The sequence below is a fragment of the Bacillus cereus group sp. N14 genome (genome assembly GCF_016483555.1).
Classification (GTDB): Bacteria; Bacillota; Bacilli; order Bacillales; family Bacillaceae_G; genus Bacillus_A; species Bacillus_A wiedmannii.
In genome coordinates this window covers 30981-49935 of sequence record NZ_JAEHBQ010000032.1, presented here as the reverse complement: position 1 = coordinate 49935, position 18955 = coordinate 30981, and the positions used below count along the sequence as shown (strand labels likewise).

Below are 18955 nucleotides of genomic sequence, written 5' to 3'. Positions count from 1 at the left end.
GAGCTCCGGTAGAATATCGAATCTCGATGGCTGCTTAGTCTTTTTAATACTGTCTACTTGACAGGGATAAGACCATTTGTGAGCGTCTTTTTCCAACTTGAGATAGATGCATCATTATTGTTCTGCTAGGTTACATAGTTCTCGTATAAAGTCTTCTCACACAAATGATCTGTGTATCAATTTGTTTTTGATATACAGATCATTTGTATGAGAATTCTTATAAATGATTGCTGAATGATAACCTTACATGAATGCTTTTAAAAGCTCTTGAACTAATGGAATTACTCCACCTACAAATTTTAAAACTGCCATTGTGATTTCCATATGATTGCCTCCTTTTTTAATGGTAAGATGTAATGAATCTTTATACCATCATTATAGTAAGCGCTTACGTAAATATCGATGCATTTCGATATACAATATTTCATATTTATATTTGGTAATGAGGATGAAGAGGAATCAGTAACTTATCCTGCTATTTGTGGGGGGCGGGCTGCATGTAAAAGCCTTCACTTTATCAAAATGTAAGCTGCATCTTGTATAATATAATGGTGGAGGTCGAATATGAAAAAAATAAATTCAAATATTGATTTGGATAAAAATGTATTGGAAGCGGTATTTATTCCGAGAAGGTTTATTGTTTTATGGATTACACTCGTATATATAGCTTCATTGCTTTTAGAATTTCGTAATAATATTCTCTCGATGGATAATTTCTTCTTTACAATGGTCATTGTTATTCATACTGTTTTTCATTGGTATGCGAGTTCATTAAAGAATAGGCAATTGTTGTACTTCTTTTTTGTACAACTCTTCATTGTGTTTCTCGCTGCATTTATTGTACCAAATGGTTCAATAGCTATTTTTGTTGGATTAACTCCTATTTTAATTGCCCAAAGTCTATATGTTTATCACAATATATTTAAAGTAATAGCAGTTTTTACTCTTATGTATGCAATATTTTGTACTGCAATTAGTATAAATTATGGTGTGAATAAATTAGCTATTCTTATCTCTATGTTTCTTTTAGTGTTAGCAATTATTATTCCTTTTTCTTATATTAATAAGCAGCAATTTGATGCACGTAATCGTATACAGAGCTATATTCAAGAGTTAGAGTCTGCATATATGAGAGTAGAAGAATTGACATTAGCTAATGAAAGGCAGCGTATGGCAAGAGATTTACATGATACGTTAGCGCAAGGTTTAGCCAGCTTAATTATGCAATTGGAAGCAATAGATGCCCATATGCAGAAAGGGAATATAGGACGATCTCAAGAGATTATGAAACAAACTATGATAAGGGCGAGACAAACTTTACATGATGCAAGGTTGGTTATTGATGATTTGCGTCATACTACTAATTCATTTAATGAAGCAGTAGAGGAAGAGATTCAACGTTTTTCTGAGGCTACATCTATACAAGTGAGATTTACTATTCAAAGTCCCCCGCATATTTCAAACTTAGTAAAAGAGCACTGTTTATATGTAATTAGTGAATGTTTAACGAATATCGCAAAACATTCACAGGCCACAGATGTACATTTAAAAGTTGAATATATCAGTGATCTTGAACAACTTACTATTGAAGTTGAAGATAATGGAATTGGTTTTGACACTAGATATATCGGTAAGAATCCTGGACATTATGGTTTAATTGGTCTAAATGAGCGTGTTCGATTGATTAAGGGAGAAATACATATATTGAGTGAAAAGATGAAAGGTACGAAAGTGTATATTCAAGTGCCTATCAATAATGAAGGAGATAGCCATGAAGCATAATGTATTAATTGTAGATGATCATTTCGTTGTAAGAGAAGGTCTGAAATTAATAATAGAAACGAGTGATTCATTTCAAATTATAGGTGAGGCTGCAAATGGAGAAGAAGCTCTTTCTTTCATAGAGAAAAAGGAACCTGATGTCATTTTAATGGATTTGAATATGCCTAAAATGAGTGGTTTAGAAACAATTGAGGCTTTGAATAAAAAACAAAACCATACGCCGATTATCATATTAACTACTTATAATGAAGATGAATTAATGTTAAAGGGAATTGAGTTAGGAGCAAAAGGATATTTGCTAAAAGATACGGATCGTGAGAATTTGTTTCGAACGTTAGAAGCGGCTATTCGAGGTGAGATTTTACTACAACCAAATATTATGGAAAAGATAGTGAACTATAAAAGGAAAGAAATACATGCTGATAAGGTTGAAGGGAACAGCTTAACAGAAAAAGAATTGTTTGTGTTGAAAGCTATTGCACGCGGATATAAGAATAAAGAAATTGCATTTGATATGGGGATAGCTGAGCGAACGGTAAAAGCGTATTTAACAAATATATACAATAAATTAGGTGTTAATTCCCGGTCAGAAGCAGTAGCTGTATCTATTGAAAGGAAGTTAATTCATTTTTAAAACATTATATATGCCCAATCGTACATTATAGGCTTGCCCTTTTGTACGATTTTTTTATTTTTTTCTCGTGTTATGCTTCAGAAAGTATGAGAGATTTAAGAACATTGTAATTGTATTACAATTACAGGCGTTTCTAATGTAGGAAAGGAAGAAGAATAAGTAAATGGAAACTTTGCTTTTAATTCCTGTATTAATTTTCTTTATTTGGCTGCAAAGCAAACAAAGAAAATTAAACTGGATAGATATTTTAACTTTTCTCATGATGATAGGGATTATTACTTATATGGCGCCGCAACCAATGACTAGGGATTTACAAGCAGAGTTACTGGCAGTTACGCTTTTTTCTTTCGCTATTGGTGTTTGGCAAGGTGGGGGAATTACAGTCTGTTATGAGGATGAAACTTTATATATTACAAATGGAAAACAGTTTTCCATTTCATGGGTTCTCTTAATCATTGGCAACATAATTATTATTAACATATTTGAAGATGGATTTACATTTAATGGACCGTGGTTTCTTTTGTGTAGTGTTGTCATTACATCTGGGGTGAAAACCAGTATTCTATGTGTTCTGTACAAATTAACAGTGCGAAATTGAATGGGAAATCAAAGCTGTTTTCTTTTATCCCAACATAAAACGTATTGCTGCCAGTTCATTAAAAGACTGTAGTTGATAAAAAATGAGAAGGAATTATTGGAAGAATGGGGGAGTTAACATAGATGTTTCTACCTATTACTATATTTGATAGGTTTAGTTGGTTGGGGAATGTTGCTTTCTCTTCAGAAAAGACTAGCAGGAATCGAGCGCTTTCGAGGGCGGAAGAAAGCAATGTTAATTTGTTTAAAAATAAATGTATAGATTCAGATAATAATATTCATCAAAAAATAACTATAGGTTCTGTGGAATATAGTGATGATTTTATATTGGGCTGTGCAGAACCTCATTCAACAATTGTCATAACAAGTGGTGATATGTATGTTGGAAGCGGACGGGTTAATAAGCATGGAGAATTTAAAATATATACGAAAGATTATCTGGAAGGGGATTTGATAATAGAGATTCAGTTGATAATGGGTGGTTTCTATCAAGGAAGTATAACGGTAAAGTTAAAAAGTTAAGGTATGATGATTTTCTTTTTATTTACTAAATAAAAAGGAAGCAACCGCAGCTGCTTCCTACATCTATTAAGCCGAAGCCTTCTTCATTCTCTCAAGTAAACTAGATAACACATGCGTACGATATGATTCTAGTTTTTTACCTTCATAAGTACGAATACCTAATTTTTTAAGTTCTTTTACATACCAACCTTTGCTTCCGAAATACATGTGATCGCTCCCCTTCAACTTTGTTTTTACCCCGCATTAACGGGCAGTAAGACTCCCACCTTGAAATTGGGCTATGAAGCAAAGCAGTTAGGTGGGAGATCAACTGCCCGTAAATGCCCGATTGGTTCAACTAATAATCATTTGGGATGAAAAGATTCCCCAATGATTAAAGTTTCACTTTATCTGTTCTGATTGCATATGGAGGTACAGGTAATATAATGAAGGAAATGAATTTCGCGCGAAAATGGTTAACTTTGTTGCAAAAGACATATATACTAAGGATAGTATATAACGAGGTGGGCAAGACGTGATTATAGAGAAGCACGAAATTCAAATTGACCAAATTACGAGCGGTAAAGTGAATATCTTTACTTTCTATAGGAATAGAAAGCAAGTTGATGATCATTTTTTACGATTGCAAGAACCATCGCTTACAGCAAACTACTTCTTCCATTTTCATTTTGATGCAGAGAGCTTGCATCTACTGCAGGAAGAGTTTCCGAGCGTATATCCGTACAACGGTAGTGAAACGATTCACGACTGGACGGAAAAGATGAAAGCAGAATTGCAACATCAGATCCAAACAGGAAAATGGAATAAGCGCGTACGTATCGGTAATCGCATTCTAGATGTGGTGTTTACGTGGTGTGACGAAGATATAGTAGAGTAAAAAGAAGCGGATGACGCTTCTTTTTTTAGCGCTGGAATAAAACGAGCTTACCTGCAGAAGATGTACAGCGATGTGTTTTTTCGTGCAATCCTTTTTCTTGTAAAATAGATTCACCTTTTGCTTTCGCTTCTTTTTCAGTTGCCGCCTCGAATGATTCGTCTAATGCTTTAGAACCATCTTTTTCAAAGACTGTTAGAACGTATACTCCCATGAAAATTCCCTCCAATGATAAAAATCAGAATCTTATAACTATTTTGGCATAAATCACTAGAATATGCAAAGAAATATATGACATTGCGTGTTACAATAAAGTGACACTTTAACTAGTGGGGAGTCTTTTCATCCCCACTAGTTATTAGTGGAACCAATCGGGTATTTACGGGCAGTTTGCTTTCAGACTGACTTCTTAGGCTTACTGCCCGTTAATACGGGGTAAAGTGAAACTTTAATCAGTGGGGAGTTTTTTATTTCCTGCTTATTACTAGTTTTCACCAATTGAGCATGTATTGTTTGTGCTCATGAGGATAAAATGAAACTTTTGAAATATAGAAAGGATCGTTATTTGTGAAACAAGTGAAGTTTATACATGCGGCTGATTTGCATTTGGATAGTCCGTTTAAAGGGATGGAAATGAATGTACCGCAGTCTGTTTGGGAAAGAATGAAACAAAGTACGTTTGAATCGTTCGAACGTATTGTTGATAAAGCGATTCAAGAGCGCGTTGATTTCGTATTACTAGCCGGGGATTTGTATGATGCGGAGACGAGAAGTTTGAGGGCGCAAGTGTTTGTGCGCGAGCAAATGAAGAGACTGTCGCAGTACGATATCCCTGTTTTTATTATTCACGGTAACCATGATCATTTAGGGGGAAGCTGGGCTGCAATTGAGTTTCCGGAAAATGTTCATGTGTTTACGGAGCCTTATGTAGAAGAGAAGTCGTTTTATAAAAATGGTGAGTTGTTAGCTTCTATTTACGGGTTTAGTTATTTGCAACAAGCGGTAACGGATAATATGACAGCGCAGTATACGAAAATGAGTGATGCGCCTTTTCATATTGGGATGCTTCACGGAAGTGTGGAAGGTGATGCAGAGCATAATCGTTATGCACCGTTTCAAATTCGTGAGCTGAAAGAAAAGCAGTTTGATTATTGGGCTCTTGGCCATATACATAAACGTGAAATTTTATCAGAAGAACCGTGCATTATTTATCCAGGGAATATACAAGGGCGTCATCGTAAGGAAACAGACGAGAAGGGTGCGTACCTGATTAAACTTACGAAACAAGGAACGCAATGTTCATTTTTCCATACGGCAGATGTTGTGTGGGATGAGATAGAAGTGAATATTGATGGACTGGAAACTGTCGATGAACTTATGACTGTGATATCAAGTGCGATGAATGAGTGCCGAAGAGAAGAGGAAGGGACATTATTAACTGTCATATTTACAGGACAAGGCCCACTTTCGCCATATTTACGTGATGAAAAGCGTGTAGAAGAGATTTTTCATATTTTAGCAGCTGGCGAAGAGCGAAAAGACTTCGTATATGCGATGAAGTGGAAAAATGAGACGGTTTCTTTTGCGGAAATCGAGCGTTTAAAAGAGGAAAATCATTTCGTCGGTAGTGTGCTGAAGGAGTTAGAAGCTTTCACCAATATGGACGGCGTGTTGCGCACGATTTGGACATCTCCTGTAGCGCGTAATAGTATTGAATCTTTTACAGAAGAAGAGAAGAAAGAGATTCAAAAGGAAGCAGAAAACATTATTTTAGAGCAATTATTCCAGCAAGAGAGGGATAAGAAATGAGAATTGAAAAACTCCATATTTATGGGTACGGAAAATTAGAAAATGTGGAAATGGATCTGTCAATGCTTACGGTGTTATACGGTGAAAATGAAGCGGGTAAATCGACAATCCGCTCGTTTATGAAAAGTATTTTATTCGGTTTTCCAACGAGAGGACAGCGCCGTTATGAGCCGAAAGAAGGCGGCAAGTATGGCGGTGCGATGACTGTGCAAACAGAGAAGTACGGCCGTTTGAAGATTGAACGATTGCCAAAGACAGCAGCTGGCGAGGTGACCGTTTATTTTGAAGACGGGAAAACGGGCAACGAGGAAATTTTACACGATATATTAAGCGGGATGAATGAAAGTTTATTTGAATCTGTCTTTTCATTTGATATGCACGGTCTTCAAAATATTCATCAGCTAGGCGAAGCGGATATCGGAAATTATTTATTTTCGGCAAGTGCAGTCGGAAGCGATGCGTTATTACAGCTAGATAAAAAGCTAGAGAAAGAAATGGATCAGCGTTTTAAGCCGAGTGGGCGTAAACCTGAAATTAACGTGTCACTACAAGAGATGAAGAAGCTTGAAGAGAAGATGAAAGAGTGGCAAGGGAAAATTGGCACGTATGAAAAGCAGGTCGAGCAGTTAAAAGGAAGTGAGGAGAAACTGGCGTTTGTTCGTGCAGAGAAAGAGAGTGCGGAAAAGAGAAAGCAAGATTATGAAATATTAGCTGCGCTTGAGCCTCTCGTTATTGAAAAGCGTGCGCATGAGAAAGTGTTACAAAACGAGAGCGGGCAATTTCCTGTAAACGGGATGGCGCGCTATGAAGCGATTAAGGCGAAGATGGAGCCGCTCCAATTACAAGTTGATTCGCTCCATAAAAAAATAGAGAATGTGCAATCGGAAATGGAATCGATTCAAATAGATGAAGAGTTTTTACAAAAAGAAAGTTATGTAGAAGAACTTCGTATGCAGCATATGTCTTACGAAAATGCACGCCAAGAAATGCGTGATATGACAGGAACAATTACGAATATAAAAGAAGAACTGGCAGAACTAGAGCAACAAATCGGTGCTACTTTTGAAAAAGAAACAGTTCTTTCGTTTGATATGAGTTTGGCAACGAAAGAGTTAATTACGCAAACGGTGCAAAAGGCGCGCGAACTAGAAACGCAAAAAACACAGCTTGATGAGCGTTTTAAAGTAGCGCAGGAGCAATTAGAAGAACAAGAAGAAAACATAAAACAGGTTAAGCAACAAATGTTAGCGGATGAAGAACGAAATACGCTAGTTGAGAAAGAAAAGTCATTCCAAGATGCGGCGTTTATCGGTATGGGCGCAGAGAGAATGAAGCGCAAGTATGAAGAGAAGGCAGGAGCGGCAGTGCAAAAGAAAAAACAGTGGCAAAGAGTTTGTCTTCTGTTACTTCTTATTAACACAGTCGTTTTATTCACAAGCTTATTTATGGACAACCGCCTACTCTTATTTATTAGTGTCATTATTTTTGTAGGGATCGTTCTTGCCCTCGTTTTATATAAAGATCCGTCAAGTGGATTACAAGAAGAGCTTCTTACTCTTCAGCAAAGTGCTGGCGGGAGACAAAGTGAAGAAGCAATGTCAGTTCGTTATCAATTAGAAAAAGATGAAGAGATACGTAAATTATTTGAGCGTGAGTCATATAAGTTACAGCAAATGGAGCGAGCGTATGATAAAGTCGTTTCATCGTATGAGGAATGGGAGAGAGAAACGTTCCGCATTAGCGAACAAGTAAATGTGTATAAAGTGCGCTTTATGTTCCCTGAATTATATACGTATGCACACATATTGCCGGCGTTTGAGCGTATGGAAAAAATGCAGCAATTATATCGCGAATTAGAGAAGCAAGGCGCGCGAAAATCTTCATTATATGAAATGATTTCGCAATTTGAACATAAACTAGAAACTGTTATCGGTAGTGCGGAGTATAGTAAGCTGCACGAGGCACAAATCCGTATGCAAAATGAGAAAGAAAAGCGCCAAACTTGTAAGCAGCTAAAAGAGAAGCTCACGGAATGGCAAGAAGAGTATGAATTTATGCAAGAGCAATTGAAACAACTGTTAGTAGAAAGAAATAGCTTATGGCATATCGCACATTCTACAGATGAAGAGATGTTTTTAGAAGCAGGTAAATTAGCGGAAAAACGTGAAGATGCTGAGAAGCAAGTAGGGCGTTTGTTACCACAAATTGATCTATTAGAACAGCGTTTAACGAGTTTATCATTAGCTGAACATTATGAGGCTGACGGTTATGATGAAAAATTAAAGCAAGAAATGACGGCCGCGCAAAACTGTCTGGCAAAAGAAAAAGAACTGACAGAGCGTATTGCGAAACATCGTATGGAAATTGCAAATTTAGAAGAAGGCAGTACGTACGGCGATTTAATGCACGAATGGGAAATGAAAAAAGCGCAAGTGCGTGAACAAGTGAAGAAATGGGCTGCTTATGCGGCGGCAAAGACAGTGTTAACGAAAACGAAGCAATATTATCATGAGGTACACCTTCCTCGTATTTTACAAAAATCAGAAGAGTATTTCGTCTATTTAACAGGCGGACGATATAGTAAAATCTTTTCACCGTCAGAGGCGGAACCTTTTATTGTGGAACGTAACGACGGTATGCGTTTTTACAGTCATGAACTAAGCCAAGCGACAGCAGAGCAGTTATATTTATCGTTACGGTTTGCATTAGCGAAAACATTTGAGCATGATTATCCGTTTATTATTGATGATAGTTTCGTGCATTTTGATGCGGTAAGGACGAATCGTACGATTGAACTAATAAAGGAAATTGCGCAAGATAGACAAGTGATCTTCTTTACATGCCATGCGCATTTATTAACGTATTTTACAGAAAAACAGATTATAAAATTAACGCATAAGCGTAAAGAAAATGAGTTGTAGTATGCTATACTAAAAGTAATTGATATGGTGGAGGAATTCGAATGAAAAAGAAAATTGCAGAATATGAAGTTGGTGAACAAGTCGATGTTTTCTTGTTAATTAAAACAGCGACAAAAGGTTTAGCAAGCAATGGAAAACCATTTTTAACAGTAATCTTACAAGATCCAAGTGGAGATATTGAAGCGAAGCTATGGGACGTATCGCCAGAAGTTGAGAAACAATATGTAGCAGAAACAATCGTTAAAGTAGCTGGTGATATTTTAAACTACAAAGGACGTATTCAATTACGTGTGAAACAAATCCGTGTTGCGAATGAAAATGAAGTAACGGACATATCGGATTTCGTAGAAAAAGCACCAGTGAAAAAAGAAGATATGGTTGAAAAAATTACGCAATACATATTTGAAATGAGAAACCCGAACATTCAACGTCTAACAAGACATTTGTTAAATAAGCATCAAAACGAATTTTTAGAATATCCAGCGGCGACAAAGAACCATCACGAGTTCGTATCGGGACTAGCTTATCACGTTGTATCGATGCTTGATTTAGCGAAAGCTATTGCGGCTTTATACCCATCGTTAGATAAAGACTTACTATATGCAGGCGTTATTTTACATGACCTTGGTAAAGTAATCGAATTATCTGGCCCAATTTCTACAACATACACGTTAGAAGGAAATTTATTAGGCCACATTTCTATTATGGTGAACGAAATTGGTAAAGCAGCAGACGAGCTAAAAATCGATGCAGAAGAAGTATTAATTCTTCAACACATCGTTCTTTCTCACCACGGAAAAGCAGAATGGGGTAGTCCAAAACCACCGTTAGTAAAAGAAGCAGAGATTCTGCACTACATCGATAACTTAGATGCAAAAATGAACATGATGGACCGCGCATTAGGACGCACAAAACCAGGCGAATACACTGAGCGTGTCTTTGCACTTGATAATCGTTCGTTCTATAAGCCGACGTTCCATAATTAATAGTGTGAATAAAGTGGCCTCATTAAGTGTTAATACGCTTAGTGAGGCTGTTTTTTTATTAAAAATGAAATAGTTAAAAAGATAGTACAGGATTTTCAGCTATTGAATACGCTAGAAAATTCCTGTATAGATCAAGTTTATATAAAGGAATTAGAAATTCCACTACAGATGTTCAGGCTATAGCTAAAAATACAGGAATAAATGAAAGACATATAAGAAGAGCGAAAGAACATGTATTTTTTAAAGAACATGATTTACGAGAATTAGGGATCGGTAGCTTTCATCCGGATTATCCAATAGCACAAGGATGGAAACGTCTTGAAAGTGGAGAATTTTGCCAAATGATATGGACTTAATTCGTCATGAAATATTCGAATCTCGATTTGAAGGGATTTTTAAAACTGATTATAAAACAGCACATGATGCAACTTTAAGATCCGGTCGCCCTTGGAAAATACCTGATATAGATGCAGAATAAAAATGGAGGAGATACACTATGGCAATCCATATAACAATGAATAAAGAATTTGAAGATGAGGAAATAATTGTATACCAATTTTATCCCTCAGAGTATCCAGATAAAGTTGGAAAAATGTATTTTCATAAAAAAGAGCAAATGTTTCATGAAATAAATCCAGTTCCGGTAAAATCAGCTGCAACAAGTGAACATTACTTTCATTGTGCATGTAGTAGATTAATGAAATGCATCAAGAGTGGTGGAGAATTTTTGGAGGAAATGACATACGGAGTATAGCAAAACAAACAAGGATATAAAAAATCGGCTCAAATAAAGAGCCGGTTTCTTTTTTATACTGTTACTAGGTTAATAGACTTATACATAGACTTCTTTTACAGTAACATCTTTACCTTGGCAATTAATAATAGGAGGAAAAAATATGAAATACATGGCATATGTAGAAAAAACCGTTGAGCTAATCGATGAGGAAGTTACAATAAATATTAATGGTGTAGTATTCACAGGTTTCTCCACTGTTTGTCCATATAAAATTGAAGAAGGAAAAAATTATCCTGTTATTCTCGACATTACAGTTTTTGATGATATTGAAATAAATGAAGGAATAGATGGAGTGAAAAATTTAAAGAGAATTGATAATTCTTTTAAGTATCGTATTAGTGGAATATTAAATCGTGGGTTTATTGATGCAGGGATTATTATTACAGACGAAGATGAAATATTCCCGGAACACAGTGAATACTTTAACAAGTATGTTGAAATTGAAGTTGATAGAATCAACATTGAATTTGTAAAAGAAGGCTAGTCATTTTCAACAACTTCAAACTAGAAATCAGGAAATCATTTTTCTCAGACAACTTCAAACATGAAATTCAATATAAATAAAGGGGCCCTTATTTATGGCAATATGTTTATTAATGACTAAAGAATTTGAGGATGAAGAGATAGTTGTTTATCAATACTATCCTTCTGAATCACCCGCTAAAATAGGTAAGATGCACTATAATAAAAAGGAACGAATGTTTTATGACCTAGAGCAAGCACCAGTGGATTCATTAAATATGAGAGAACATTATTTTAATTGTGCGTGTACTAGGATTGTGCGATGTCTTAGAAAGAACGAGGAATTTCCAGATAGCATGGCATATCAAGCATAATTAAACGAACATAAAAAAAGCCGCCCAACAGGACCATAGCCATCAAGTTTAAAAAAATGAGTCCGATGCCCTTTGGCATTGGACTCATTTTTTTTACAATAGGGAGTAGAAGAGTGCCGTTTTGGACATACTCAAATAAGACTCTCTGGATTTCGTATTTTTTATACGGCTTTGTGAAGTCTTTTCGTACATTCTTGAGTGATACTAAGGATATCGAACGGTGTACGACACTTATACCTTCGTGCTTTTCGTCCGTTTTGACAAGATCCTGGAAGAGCCTGGTTAGCACTGATACAGGATGTTGAAAGGTTGTGAAAAGCACGTCGTGTATACTAGAGAAGTAAATTTTGACGATATATGTACACTTATACTCACTAACCTCTTTTTGTTTTTTCTCCCATATAAGCCTTCTCATTCGATATGTAATGCTAGCTACCAAACACAAACCAATTAATTGCCCATATAAATGACATTGAAATCGTTCCAGTTTCACAGGTTTCACTTCATGAATTTTAAAAATAGACTTTCATGTTTTAAATATAATTTCAATTTGCCACCGTAAAGAATACAGTTCATACACTTCATTGTGTGGAAGGTGTTTACTAGATACGTTCGTAATAAGAAGGTTGATACGACTTGCATATTTCGGCATCTTCTTTTTCGCTTTCTTGTGATGTTCCAAACGTTTCGCCCACTCAGTTTGTGTTAGACGATATATGACAAGGCGTGTTTTATGTTTTTGGTGAAGCCCTATATAGATTCCCGGTAATTCTAGTATTTGTCCTTCAGGTAGGTTTTTCGTCAATTTTTCTAAATCGAGAAGATTCCATTTTCCACCTTTCTCTTTTTGATAGACTTGTGTATTCCAGCGAATACGTGACACATAAAATGCTTTTCGATCCGCAATTTTTTCTAAATCATAAATAGAAAAATAGCCAAGATCACGAAGAGAAAGTTCCCCTGGCTCTAATGTTTGCGTACGTTCCTGTCCATAACGGCAATCACTACTTGTTCCATCTCTTACAGCTGTTTCTAAAAATTCTCCAGAAATCAGTTCATACTCTAATTGAATTTTCACGCCAGCTTCTGAACCTCCTCCTCCTATTCCTTTTTAAGAAGATGCATATTGAGCTGGAAGCTGAAAGGCTGTTGAATCTAGTATACGGATACGTGTAAAACGGTTAGATAAAGGAGGCATTGGAGAAAACTTCTTTCGAAATACTTGTAAAAACAATTCCTTTAAGAATTGTACAGTTTGTGCATTAAATCGTTCGTTCAGACCTTGACTAGATAATCGGATTCCCGTAGCTTTAGTTAGTTTCTCACATAAACTAACTAGAGATTCTGTCCCAATCGCTTGGCTGAGAAACACGCATAATGAAACGAGGTCTTGTGCTCTACACTTTCTTTTTCGGCGAATCATTCCAGTTTTAACTGCCAGTAGTTGTAAGTGGTGAATCGAAAATTTACTTTTAAATTCTTCACCTAGTAAACGTAACAACTTATTGTTTTGCATAATTTTGATTAATAACGAGATTCTTAATGTGTTTTTTAAAGAAACAATGACTTTCATAGTCATCTACACTCACTAATCATTCTCACCTGAATATACCTTTAAATCTTCCATTGCTATGGCTATAGCGTGTTTTTCTGTATCAATTAACGATATTCCTTGTTTAATAGGAGCCCAATACTCATATTCATAATCCAAAAACCAAGCAAAAACTTCTGTAGTGAAAAAACCATTATTTCGTTTGATCACTTGAACCTTGTATCTTTTGTTTTTGGAAACAATCTCTTTAATAATTTCTTTCATTGTCTTTCTCCTTCTACCTTTTATCCAGATTGTACCACATCAAGAATATAGATAATGAAAGGTATTTTGATTGCATAAAGTATTCATTTCATGTTTACATAACGTCCTATTATCAGTAGCAAGGAAAAGGAGGAACCCTACTCTCTCAAGGGAACCTCCTTTTTTCGTTCTATGGACCTATGCATTTTTTCATACATTCCTATTCTGGCGCGGTTTTAGGTTTCTCGTTTGTTTTTGGATCAACCAAAGAACTGTATTAAATCTTGTTTGATCTTAGGGGTCACTATATATGAACACTACGTATTTGACTTTCTCAATGACCAACATTACTTAACGTGGTAAAATAATATCCAATGTTATTAAAATTAAAGTGGTTATCAAGTCGGAGGAAGGCACTTTAGGGTGTCCTTTCTTTTTTAAATATATAAGCGCACCATCCTTTTCCTAATAGAGATCCTCTCATGCATCCTTACAGGGAGAATGATAAGGCATTTTTTATTTACCCAATTACCGAGCTCTCACATGTTTTAAATAGTTACAATACTTGTATTGCTTCAATAACATATGATCATTCTTAAGAATGTCATTGAAATGTATCAATAGATTCTAGTGTAGCAAAATAAATTGTGCTATGATGTGAGCAAATATAAAACTATCTAACGGAGGGATTCACATGCCGCATGTTGTGTTTCGTGGAATTACTACTGAACAATTAAAACACATAAGCAAGCCATTAGTAGAAGAGCTCGCAGAGATTTGTGAGTGTGGTACGGATAATTTTACGTTGGAACTACCAAGTTCTACGTTTGTATTCAATGGAGAAGAAATAGAAGCGTTTCCTCTTATTGAAGTGAAATGGTTCGAGCGTGGACAGGAAATTCGTGATCGATTTGCCAAGGCCATTACTACATATATAATGGATTTTGGACTTCCAGAAGTAGAGGTTGTATTTACGGTTTTCACAGAATCAGCGTATTATATTAACGGGAAGCATTGTGCAAGTTAGAGCTATTTGAAAGATTTTTGTAACATTTATAAGGGGTAGAACCACATCGCTATTAAGCTAACTAGACAAAATACCCCCTAAAAAGAAAAAGGCGTTATTCTTTCTGAGAAATCATAGGAAAGGATAACGCCTTTATATCAATATGGGGTACAGCCGAGATACGTGTAAAAATAGGTCATAGACTTCCTTTTTTCCAACTTTGACCTATTGAGTTTATAAAGGGATTGCTTCTTCTATTGGTTGGGGGATTTTCTGTAAATCAATTACATAATCCCCAAAGCGTTTTATATGCATAGTCATATAAGGACTTAGCCTTTCTAAATCTTGGCGTGAAAAGCGATAACCTTCTTTTTTAGTTGCCATAAAATTATAGTGATATCTACTACATTTTGAAAAATTACAGAATTGGTGATTAAATCATTGTATTTAATACGTTTTTCTTGTTCGATTGGATCGTTTTCCGTAATAATACCATCGCGGCCAAAAAACAACCATCATGATATAGAGGCAAATATAAAGAACATGTTAATCAAAACATGTTCTTATTTAATATAATCGATTCAATTCTTTATAAAAAGTTTGGTTATTTTATTGAAGCTTATTCCACAAACACACTCGTTTGTTAACTTTTTTACTGTTTGAAAGCCATATTTTTTATATTGATTCATTTATTGGAAAAACCGAAAGTTTTAAACTCTCTCTATTACATATTTATTTTTGGAAAAATAGCCTAACTCCAAATACTAATAATACTGTGCCAGTAATACCCTCTATTGTACGGTTCACCTTTTCTTTTCTTAAAAAAGTTCTTAATTGACGTATTAGAGAGATATAAAGTAAATACCATATTGCTGTCAAAGTCGTAAATGTGAATCCCAACAAAAGAAATTGGAAGAAATGACTTTGATTACTCACAATAAATTGGGGTAGAAAACTAAGGAAAAATACAGCCGTTTTTGGGTTTAAGATTGCCGTGGTAAATCCTTGTCTAAAACTTTTAACCGTTCCAATATCCTTAGAGTTTATTTCCACTGAACCTGACATATCTTCTTTTTTAGAAAAAGCACTTTTAATTGACTTTACAGCTAAATAAATTAAATAAAATGCCCCAGCATATTTTATTAATGTAAATAGCATAGCAAATTTCATTAAGATAGCAGAGAGTCCTAGTGTAGCCATTATTGTATGAATCATCATTCCAGATACCGTTCCTAAAACGGTCTTTATCCCACCATTTCTACCATGAGAGATAGTGTTTTTTGTAACTAAAGCAAAACCGGGACCAGGCATCATTATAATAAGGAGTGCTGTAAGGATAAATAGTAAGTAATTTTCCATGTTCTGGTATTTCCTTTCTGGTTTTTAGTTTTGCTTATAGTATAGCTTTTTTCCTTAAAACATTAAATATAAAAAGTGTGATCAGGATAGTATCATAAACTTTCAAGGAGTTGTAATTGAATTATAGAGGGCTTCACTTGAATAATGTTATTCTGTAAATGAGCGTTTTAATGGAATTTCAATTACATAAATAATCAGATTTTTGTATGAAAGGATAACTCAATTAAATAAATTAAGAGCGTTTTTTAATTACTTTTTCTCGGAACACTCTTAATTTTCTTTCGTTTATCGAGGGTATTAGTATCAACTTGACCAAACATTATCCAAAAACTACATTTAACATTTACGAAAGCATATTCGAATAATCATTCATTAAATTTCTTATCAATCACCAAAAATTAATAATCATAAGGAAGAGGTACGTGACCTTTTATTTAAGAAATTACTTATTCTTTAAAAAAATGAATTAACTCCCCATAAATAATTGTAAAGATATAAAATTCTATAATTCCCTCGGACCAAAAAATTATCCTTTATAGCAACGAAGTTCATTTTTATCGTTTTGGGTTAGTGTATTCTTGTTAGCTTGATGGGCATGGGGAGCTTTGAGTTTTTAGCTGGATAGTGACGCTATCCAGAAATTAATGATTTTACACCCTAAATGTTATTTAACTAAAAAAAATCTCAAATTCGAGATTTTTCGCTTGCTTTTCAATCACTTGAGGTGTAAAGTGATAGTAACGAAAGCGATTGAGTCATATGAAAAACATACACTCACTTGCTTTCGATTAAAAAACGAAGTAACTTATTCAGTAAAAACTAAGATGAATTTACAAAAATATAATGAGAATAAATTGAAAAGCTAAGAAGCATATTATTTTTTAATTATCACTTGACTAGTAAAATGAAGCGGAGGAATTATCAATGTATGAAATTAAAGGGCATCATCACATTTCAATGGTTACGAAAAATGCAAATGAAAATAATCACTTTTATAAAAATGTACTTGGTTTACGTCGTGTGAAAATGACAGTAAACCAAGATGATCCGTCAATGTATCACTTATTTTACGGAGATAAAACGGGAAGTCCAGGTACGGAGCTATCGTTTTTCGAAATTCCTTTAGTAGGAAAAACATACCGTGGTACGAATGCGATTACTCGAATTGGGTTACTTGTTCCTTCAGAGGATAGCTTGCATTACTGGAAAGCACGACTTGAGGAATTTGATGTGAAACATAGTGAAATGACAACATATGCAAATCGTCCTGCTTTGCAATTTGAGGATGCTGAAGGTCTTCGCTTAGTACTACTCGTTTCAAACGGAGAAAAAGTGGAGCACTGGGAGACTTGGGAGAAATCAGAAGTTCCTGCTGAACATCAAATCCAAGGAATGGGTTCTGTGGAAATGACAGTTCGTAGACTTGATAAAATGGCGAGTACACTTACAGAGATGTTTGGTTATACAGAGTTTAGCCGAAATGACGAAGAAGCGATTTTTCAGTCCATTAAAGGAGAAGCTTTTGGAGAAATCGTTGTGAAATATTTAGATGGTCCTACTGAAAAGCCGGGCCGCGGTAGCATTCACCACCTAGCAATTCGTGTGAAAAACGATATAGAGCTTGCTTATTGGGAAGAACAGGTGATACAAAGGGGCTTCCAGTCTTCAGGAATCATCGACCGTTTCTATTTTAAAAGCTTATATTTCCGCGAATCAAACGGAATCCTATTTGAAATTGCGACAGATGGACCAGGATTTACAGTTGATGGAGATGTGGAACATTTAGGAGAAAAACTGGATTTACCACCGTTTCTAGAAGAACAGCGTGCAGAAATTGAAGCGAATTTAGCACCTATTGAAGAGAAGTAATAGTAGAGAAAATATAAAACTTAAAACCACTGGAGGAATATAAAATGAACCAATTAAAAGGAATTCACCACGTTACAGCGATTACAAGTAGTGCAGAAAAGAACTATGAATTTTTCACTCATGTTTTAGGAATGCGTTTAGTTAAAAAAACAGTAAACCAGGATGATATTCAAACGTATCATTTATTCTTTGCAGATGATAAAGGTAGTGCAGGAACAGATATGACATTCTTTGACTTCCCAGGTATTCCAAAAGGAGTACACGGTACAAATGAAATTTCAAAAACTTCATTCCGTGTTCCAACTGATGCAGCATTAGAGTATTGGGTAAAACGCTTTGACCGTCTTGAAGTGGAGCATACAGGCATTAAAGAGCAATTTGGTAAGAAAACTCTTTCTTTCGTTGATTTCGATGATCAACACTATCAATTAATATCTGATGAATTAGATAAAGGGATCGAATCAGGTACACCGTGGCAAAACGGGCCAGTTCCATTAGAATATGCAATTACTGGTTTAGGACCTGTATTTATTCGAATCGCGAACTTTAGTTTCTTTAAAGAAGTGTTAGAAAAAGTTCTATTATTTAAAGAGGTTGCGCAAGAAGGAGAATTCTATTTATTTGAAGTAAACGAAGGTGGAAATGGTGCTTCTGTCATTGTAGAACATAATACAGTTCTTCCAGAAGCAAGACAAGGTTTTGGTACAGTGCACCATGCTGCATTCCGCGTAGAAAATCGCGCTGTATTAGAAGAGTGGATTGAGAGAATCGGTAGCGTTGGACTTCCTTCATCTGGCTATGTAGACCGTCACTTCTTCGAGTCATTATACGCAAGAGTTGCACCACAAATTTTATTTGAATTTGCAACAGACGGCCCAGGATTTATGGGAGATGAGCCATACGAAACACTTGGCGAAAAGTTATCATTACCTCCATTCCTAGAGCCAAAACGTGAAGAAATCGAAAAATTAGTTCGTCCAATCGATACAGTGAGAAGTACAAAGGAATTTATTAAAGAGTAAAAGTAGAGGTAATAAGTAGGAGAGCAAGTATTTTTGGCTGATAGCTAAAAATACTTGTTTTTTTATTTTCGCTTTATAAGTATATTGAATAAAATAATTGACTTACTTTTTATATGTAACTATAATAGTTACAAAGTAATCTTTAAC

At 35.2% G+C, this 18955-nt stretch carries 19 protein-coding genes and 3 pseudogenes; 15 read left to right on the top strand and 7 right to left on the bottom strand.

Annotated features, from left to right (window positions below; genetic code table 11):
* Positions 1-243: 243 nt before the first annotated feature.
* A pseudogene (locus tag JDS82_RS30280) lies at positions 244-428 on the bottom strand (hypothetical protein).
* Between the two features lie 136 nt (positions 429-564).
* On the opposite strand from JDS82_RS30280, the gene JDS82_RS27150 reads away from it, so the two are divergent.
* From JDS82_RS27150 to JDS82_RS27135, 4 genes are all read left to right on the top strand, one after another.
* Positions 565-1782 carry a sensor histidine kinase gene (locus tag JDS82_RS27150; RefSeq protein WP_199714234.1) on the top strand — a complete coding sequence of 406 codons (1218 nt, stop codon included), beginning with the start codon at positions 565-567 and terminating at the stop codon, positions 1780-1782.
* A complete protein-coding gene (locus JDS82_RS27145) occupies positions 1772-2416 on the top strand; it encodes a response regulator (protein ID WP_016133827.1) in 645 nt (214 codons plus the stop codon). The genes JDS82_RS27150 and JDS82_RS27145 overlap by 11 nt, the downstream gene beginning before the upstream one ends.
* A gap of 163 nt (positions 2417-2579) precedes the next feature.
* Complete coding sequence (locus JDS82_RS27140) at positions 2580-3014, top strand: hypothetical protein (protein WP_147786974.1); 435 nt, start codon at positions 2580-2582, stop codon at positions 3012-3014.
* A gap of 122 nt (positions 3015-3136) precedes the next feature.
* Complete coding sequence (locus JDS82_RS27135; protein ID WP_147786973.1) at positions 3137-3535, top strand: hypothetical protein; 399 nt, start codon at positions 3137-3139, stop codon at positions 3533-3535.
* Between the two features lie 66 nt (positions 3536-3601).
* Here the strand turns inward: JDS82_RS27135 and JDS82_RS27130 are convergent, their stop codons facing one another.
* Positions 3602-3742: a YflJ family protein gene (locus JDS82_RS27130; RefSeq protein WP_000273536.1), complete on the bottom strand. Its 141-nt coding sequence runs from the start codon at positions 3740-3742 to the stop codon at positions 3602-3604.
* 307 nt (positions 3743-4049) lie between these two features.
* On the opposite strand from JDS82_RS27130, the gene JDS82_RS27125 reads away from it, so the two are divergent.
* Positions 4050-4412: a hypothetical protein gene (locus JDS82_RS27125; protein WP_000582797.1), complete on the top strand. Its 363-nt coding sequence runs from the start codon at positions 4050-4052 to the stop codon at positions 4410-4412.
* A gap of 25 nt (positions 4413-4437) precedes the next feature.
* On the opposite strand, the gene JDS82_RS27120 is transcribed toward JDS82_RS27125, so the two are convergent.
* Positions 4438-4623 carry a YhzD family protein gene (locus tag JDS82_RS27120; protein WP_000539550.1) on the bottom strand — a complete coding sequence of 62 codons (186 nt, stop codon included), beginning with the start codon at positions 4621-4623 and terminating at the stop codon, positions 4438-4440.
* A gap of 353 nt (positions 4624-4976) precedes the next feature.
* On the opposite strand from JDS82_RS27120, the gene JDS82_RS27115 reads away from it, so the two are divergent.
* The 7 genes from JDS82_RS27115 (at position 4977) to JDS82_RS27085 (ending at position 11757) form a co-directional block, all read left to right on the top strand.
* Positions 4977-6218 (top strand): metallophosphoesterase, encoded by a 1242-nt coding sequence (locus tag JDS82_RS27115; protein WP_199714233.1) that lies wholly within the window; start codon positions 4977-4979, stop codon positions 6216-6218.
* A complete protein-coding gene (locus JDS82_RS27110; protein ID WP_199714232.1) occupies positions 6215-9139 on the top strand; it encodes an ATP-binding protein in 2925 nt (974 codons plus the stop codon). The genes JDS82_RS27115 and JDS82_RS27110 overlap by 4 nt, the downstream gene beginning before the upstream one ends.
* A gap of 41 nt (positions 9140-9180) precedes the next feature.
* Entirely contained in the window at positions 9181-10125 is a 945-nt protein-coding gene (gene yhaM, locus JDS82_RS27105) for a 3'-5' exoribonuclease YhaM (RefSeq protein WP_199714231.1), read from the top strand.
* A gap of 334 nt (positions 10126-10459) precedes the next feature.
* On the top strand, positions 10460-10603 hold the full coding sequence (locus JDS82_RS29935; RefSeq protein ID WP_240317808.1) for a hypothetical protein: 144 nt from the start codon (positions 10460-10462) through the stop codon (positions 10601-10603).
* 18 nt (positions 10604-10621) lie between these two features.
* Complete coding sequence (locus JDS82_RS27095; RefSeq protein WP_070168519.1) at positions 10622-10879, top strand: hypothetical protein; 258 nt, start codon at positions 10622-10624, stop codon at positions 10877-10879.
* A gap of 142 nt (positions 10880-11021) precedes the next feature.
* A complete protein-coding gene (locus JDS82_RS27090) occupies positions 11022-11405 on the top strand; it encodes a hypothetical protein (RefSeq protein WP_070168520.1) in 384 nt (127 codons plus the stop codon).
* A 94-nt stretch (positions 11406-11499) separates the two neighbouring features.
* On the top strand, positions 11500-11757 hold the full coding sequence (locus JDS82_RS27085; RefSeq protein WP_000952060.1) for a hypothetical protein: 258 nt from the start codon (positions 11500-11502) through the stop codon (positions 11755-11757).
* A 302-nt stretch (positions 11758-12059) separates the two neighbouring features.
* Here JDS82_RS27085 and JDS82_RS27080 read toward each other — a convergent pair.
* Both JDS82_RS27080 and JDS82_RS27075 read right to left on the bottom strand, forming a co-directional pair.
* Positions 12060-13282 (bottom strand): annotated as a pseudogene (locus JDS82_RS27080) (IS4 family transposase); the annotation flags it as partial.
* 63 nt (positions 13283-13345) lie between these two features.
* On the bottom strand, positions 13346-13573 hold the full coding sequence (locus JDS82_RS27075; RefSeq protein ID WP_016089026.1) for a hypothetical protein: 228 nt from the start codon (positions 13571-13573) through the stop codon (positions 13346-13348).
* Between the two features lie 673 nt (positions 13574-14246).
* Here JDS82_RS27075 and JDS82_RS27070 point away from each other — a divergent pair.
* Positions 14247-14579, top strand: a complete 333-nt coding sequence (locus JDS82_RS27070; protein ID WP_016089025.1) for a DUF1904 family protein — start codon at positions 14247-14249, stop codon at positions 14577-14579.
* 213 nt (positions 14580-14792) lie between these two features.
* Here the strand turns inward: JDS82_RS27070 and JDS82_RS30275 are convergent.
* Positions 14793-15073, bottom strand: a pseudogene (locus JDS82_RS30275) (Tn3 family transposase); the annotation flags it as partial.
* 217 nt (positions 15074-15290) lie between these two features.
* Positions 15291-15917, bottom strand: coding sequence for a LysE family translocator (locus tag JDS82_RS27060; RefSeq protein WP_000432978.1), 627 nt, complete (start codon positions 15915-15917; stop codon positions 15291-15293).
* A gap of 924 nt (positions 15918-16841) precedes the next feature.
* Between JDS82_RS27060 and JDS82_RS27055 the strand changes: the two genes are divergently transcribed.
* Together JDS82_RS27055 and JDS82_RS27050 are read left to right on the top strand one after the other, a co-directional pair.
* Positions 16842-17786: a ring-cleaving dioxygenase gene (locus tag JDS82_RS27055; RefSeq protein ID WP_199714230.1), complete on the top strand. Its 945-nt coding sequence runs from the start codon at positions 16842-16844 to the stop codon at positions 17784-17786.
* A 44-nt stretch (positions 17787-17830) separates the two neighbouring features.
* The gene (locus JDS82_RS27050) at positions 17831-18808 is read left to right on the top strand and encodes a ring-cleaving dioxygenase (protein WP_016089023.1); all 978 of its coding nucleotides are present in this window, start codon (positions 17831-17833) and stop codon (positions 18806-18808) included.
* Positions 18809-18955: the final 147 nt, after the last annotated feature.

What these genes read in the sequence shown, in the direction of transcription:
- JDS82_RS27150 (WP_199714234.1), top strand. Translation starts at nt 565, where the DNA reads ATGAAAAAAATAAATTCAAATATTGATTTGGATAAAAATGTATTGGAA.
- JDS82_RS27145 (WP_016133827.1), top strand. Translation starts at nt 1,772, where the DNA reads ATGAAGCATAATGTATTAATTGTAGATGATCATTTCGTTGTAAGAGAA.
- JDS82_RS27140 (WP_147786974.1), top strand. Translation starts at nt 2,580, where the DNA reads ATGGAAACTTTGCTTTTAATTCCTGTATTAATTTTCTTTATTTGGCTG.
- JDS82_RS27135 (WP_147786973.1), top strand. Translation starts at nt 3,137, where the DNA reads ATGTTTCTACCTATTACTATATTTGATAGGTTTAGTTGGTTGGGGAAT.
- JDS82_RS27130 (WP_000273536.1), bottom strand. Translation starts at nt 3,742, where the DNA reads ATGTATTTCGGAAGCAAAGGTTGGTATGTAAAAGAACTTAAAAAATTA.
- JDS82_RS27120 (WP_000539550.1), bottom strand. Translation starts at nt 4,623, where the DNA reads ATGGGAGTATACGTTCTAACAGTCTTTGAAAAAGATGGTTCTAAAGCA.
- JDS82_RS27110 (WP_199714232.1), top strand. Translation starts at nt 6,215, where the DNA reads ATGAGAATTGAAAAACTCCATATTTATGGGTACGGAAAATTAGAAAAT.
- yhaM (WP_199714231.1), top strand. Translation starts at nt 9,181, where the DNA reads ATGAAAAAGAAAATTGCAGAATATGAAGTTGGTGAACAAGTCGATGTT.
- JDS82_RS27095 (WP_070168519.1), top strand. Translation starts at nt 10,622, where the DNA reads ATGGCAATCCATATAACAATGAATAAAGAATTTGAAGATGAGGAAATA.
- JDS82_RS27090 (WP_070168520.1), top strand. Translation starts at nt 11,022, where the DNA reads ATGAAATACATGGCATATGTAGAAAAAACCGTTGAGCTAATCGATGAG.
- JDS82_RS27085 (WP_000952060.1), top strand. Translation starts at nt 11,500, where the DNA reads ATGGCAATATGTTTATTAATGACTAAAGAATTTGAGGATGAAGAGATA.
- JDS82_RS27075 (WP_016089026.1), bottom strand. Translation starts at nt 13,573, where the DNA reads ATGAAAGAAATTATTAAAGAGATTGTTTCCAAAAACAAAAGATACAAG.
- JDS82_RS27070 (WP_016089025.1), top strand. Translation starts at nt 14,247, where the DNA reads ATGCCGCATGTTGTGTTTCGTGGAATTACTACTGAACAATTAAAACAC.
- JDS82_RS27060 (WP_000432978.1), bottom strand. Translation starts at nt 15,917, where the DNA reads ATGGAAAATTACTTACTATTTATCCTTACAGCACTCCTTATTATAATG.
- JDS82_RS27055 (WP_199714230.1), top strand. Translation starts at nt 16,842, where the DNA reads ATGTATGAAATTAAAGGGCATCATCACATTTCAATGGTTACGAAAAAT.
- JDS82_RS27050 (WP_016089023.1), top strand. Translation starts at nt 17,831, where the DNA reads ATGAACCAATTAAAAGGAATTCACCACGTTACAGCGATTACAAGTAGT.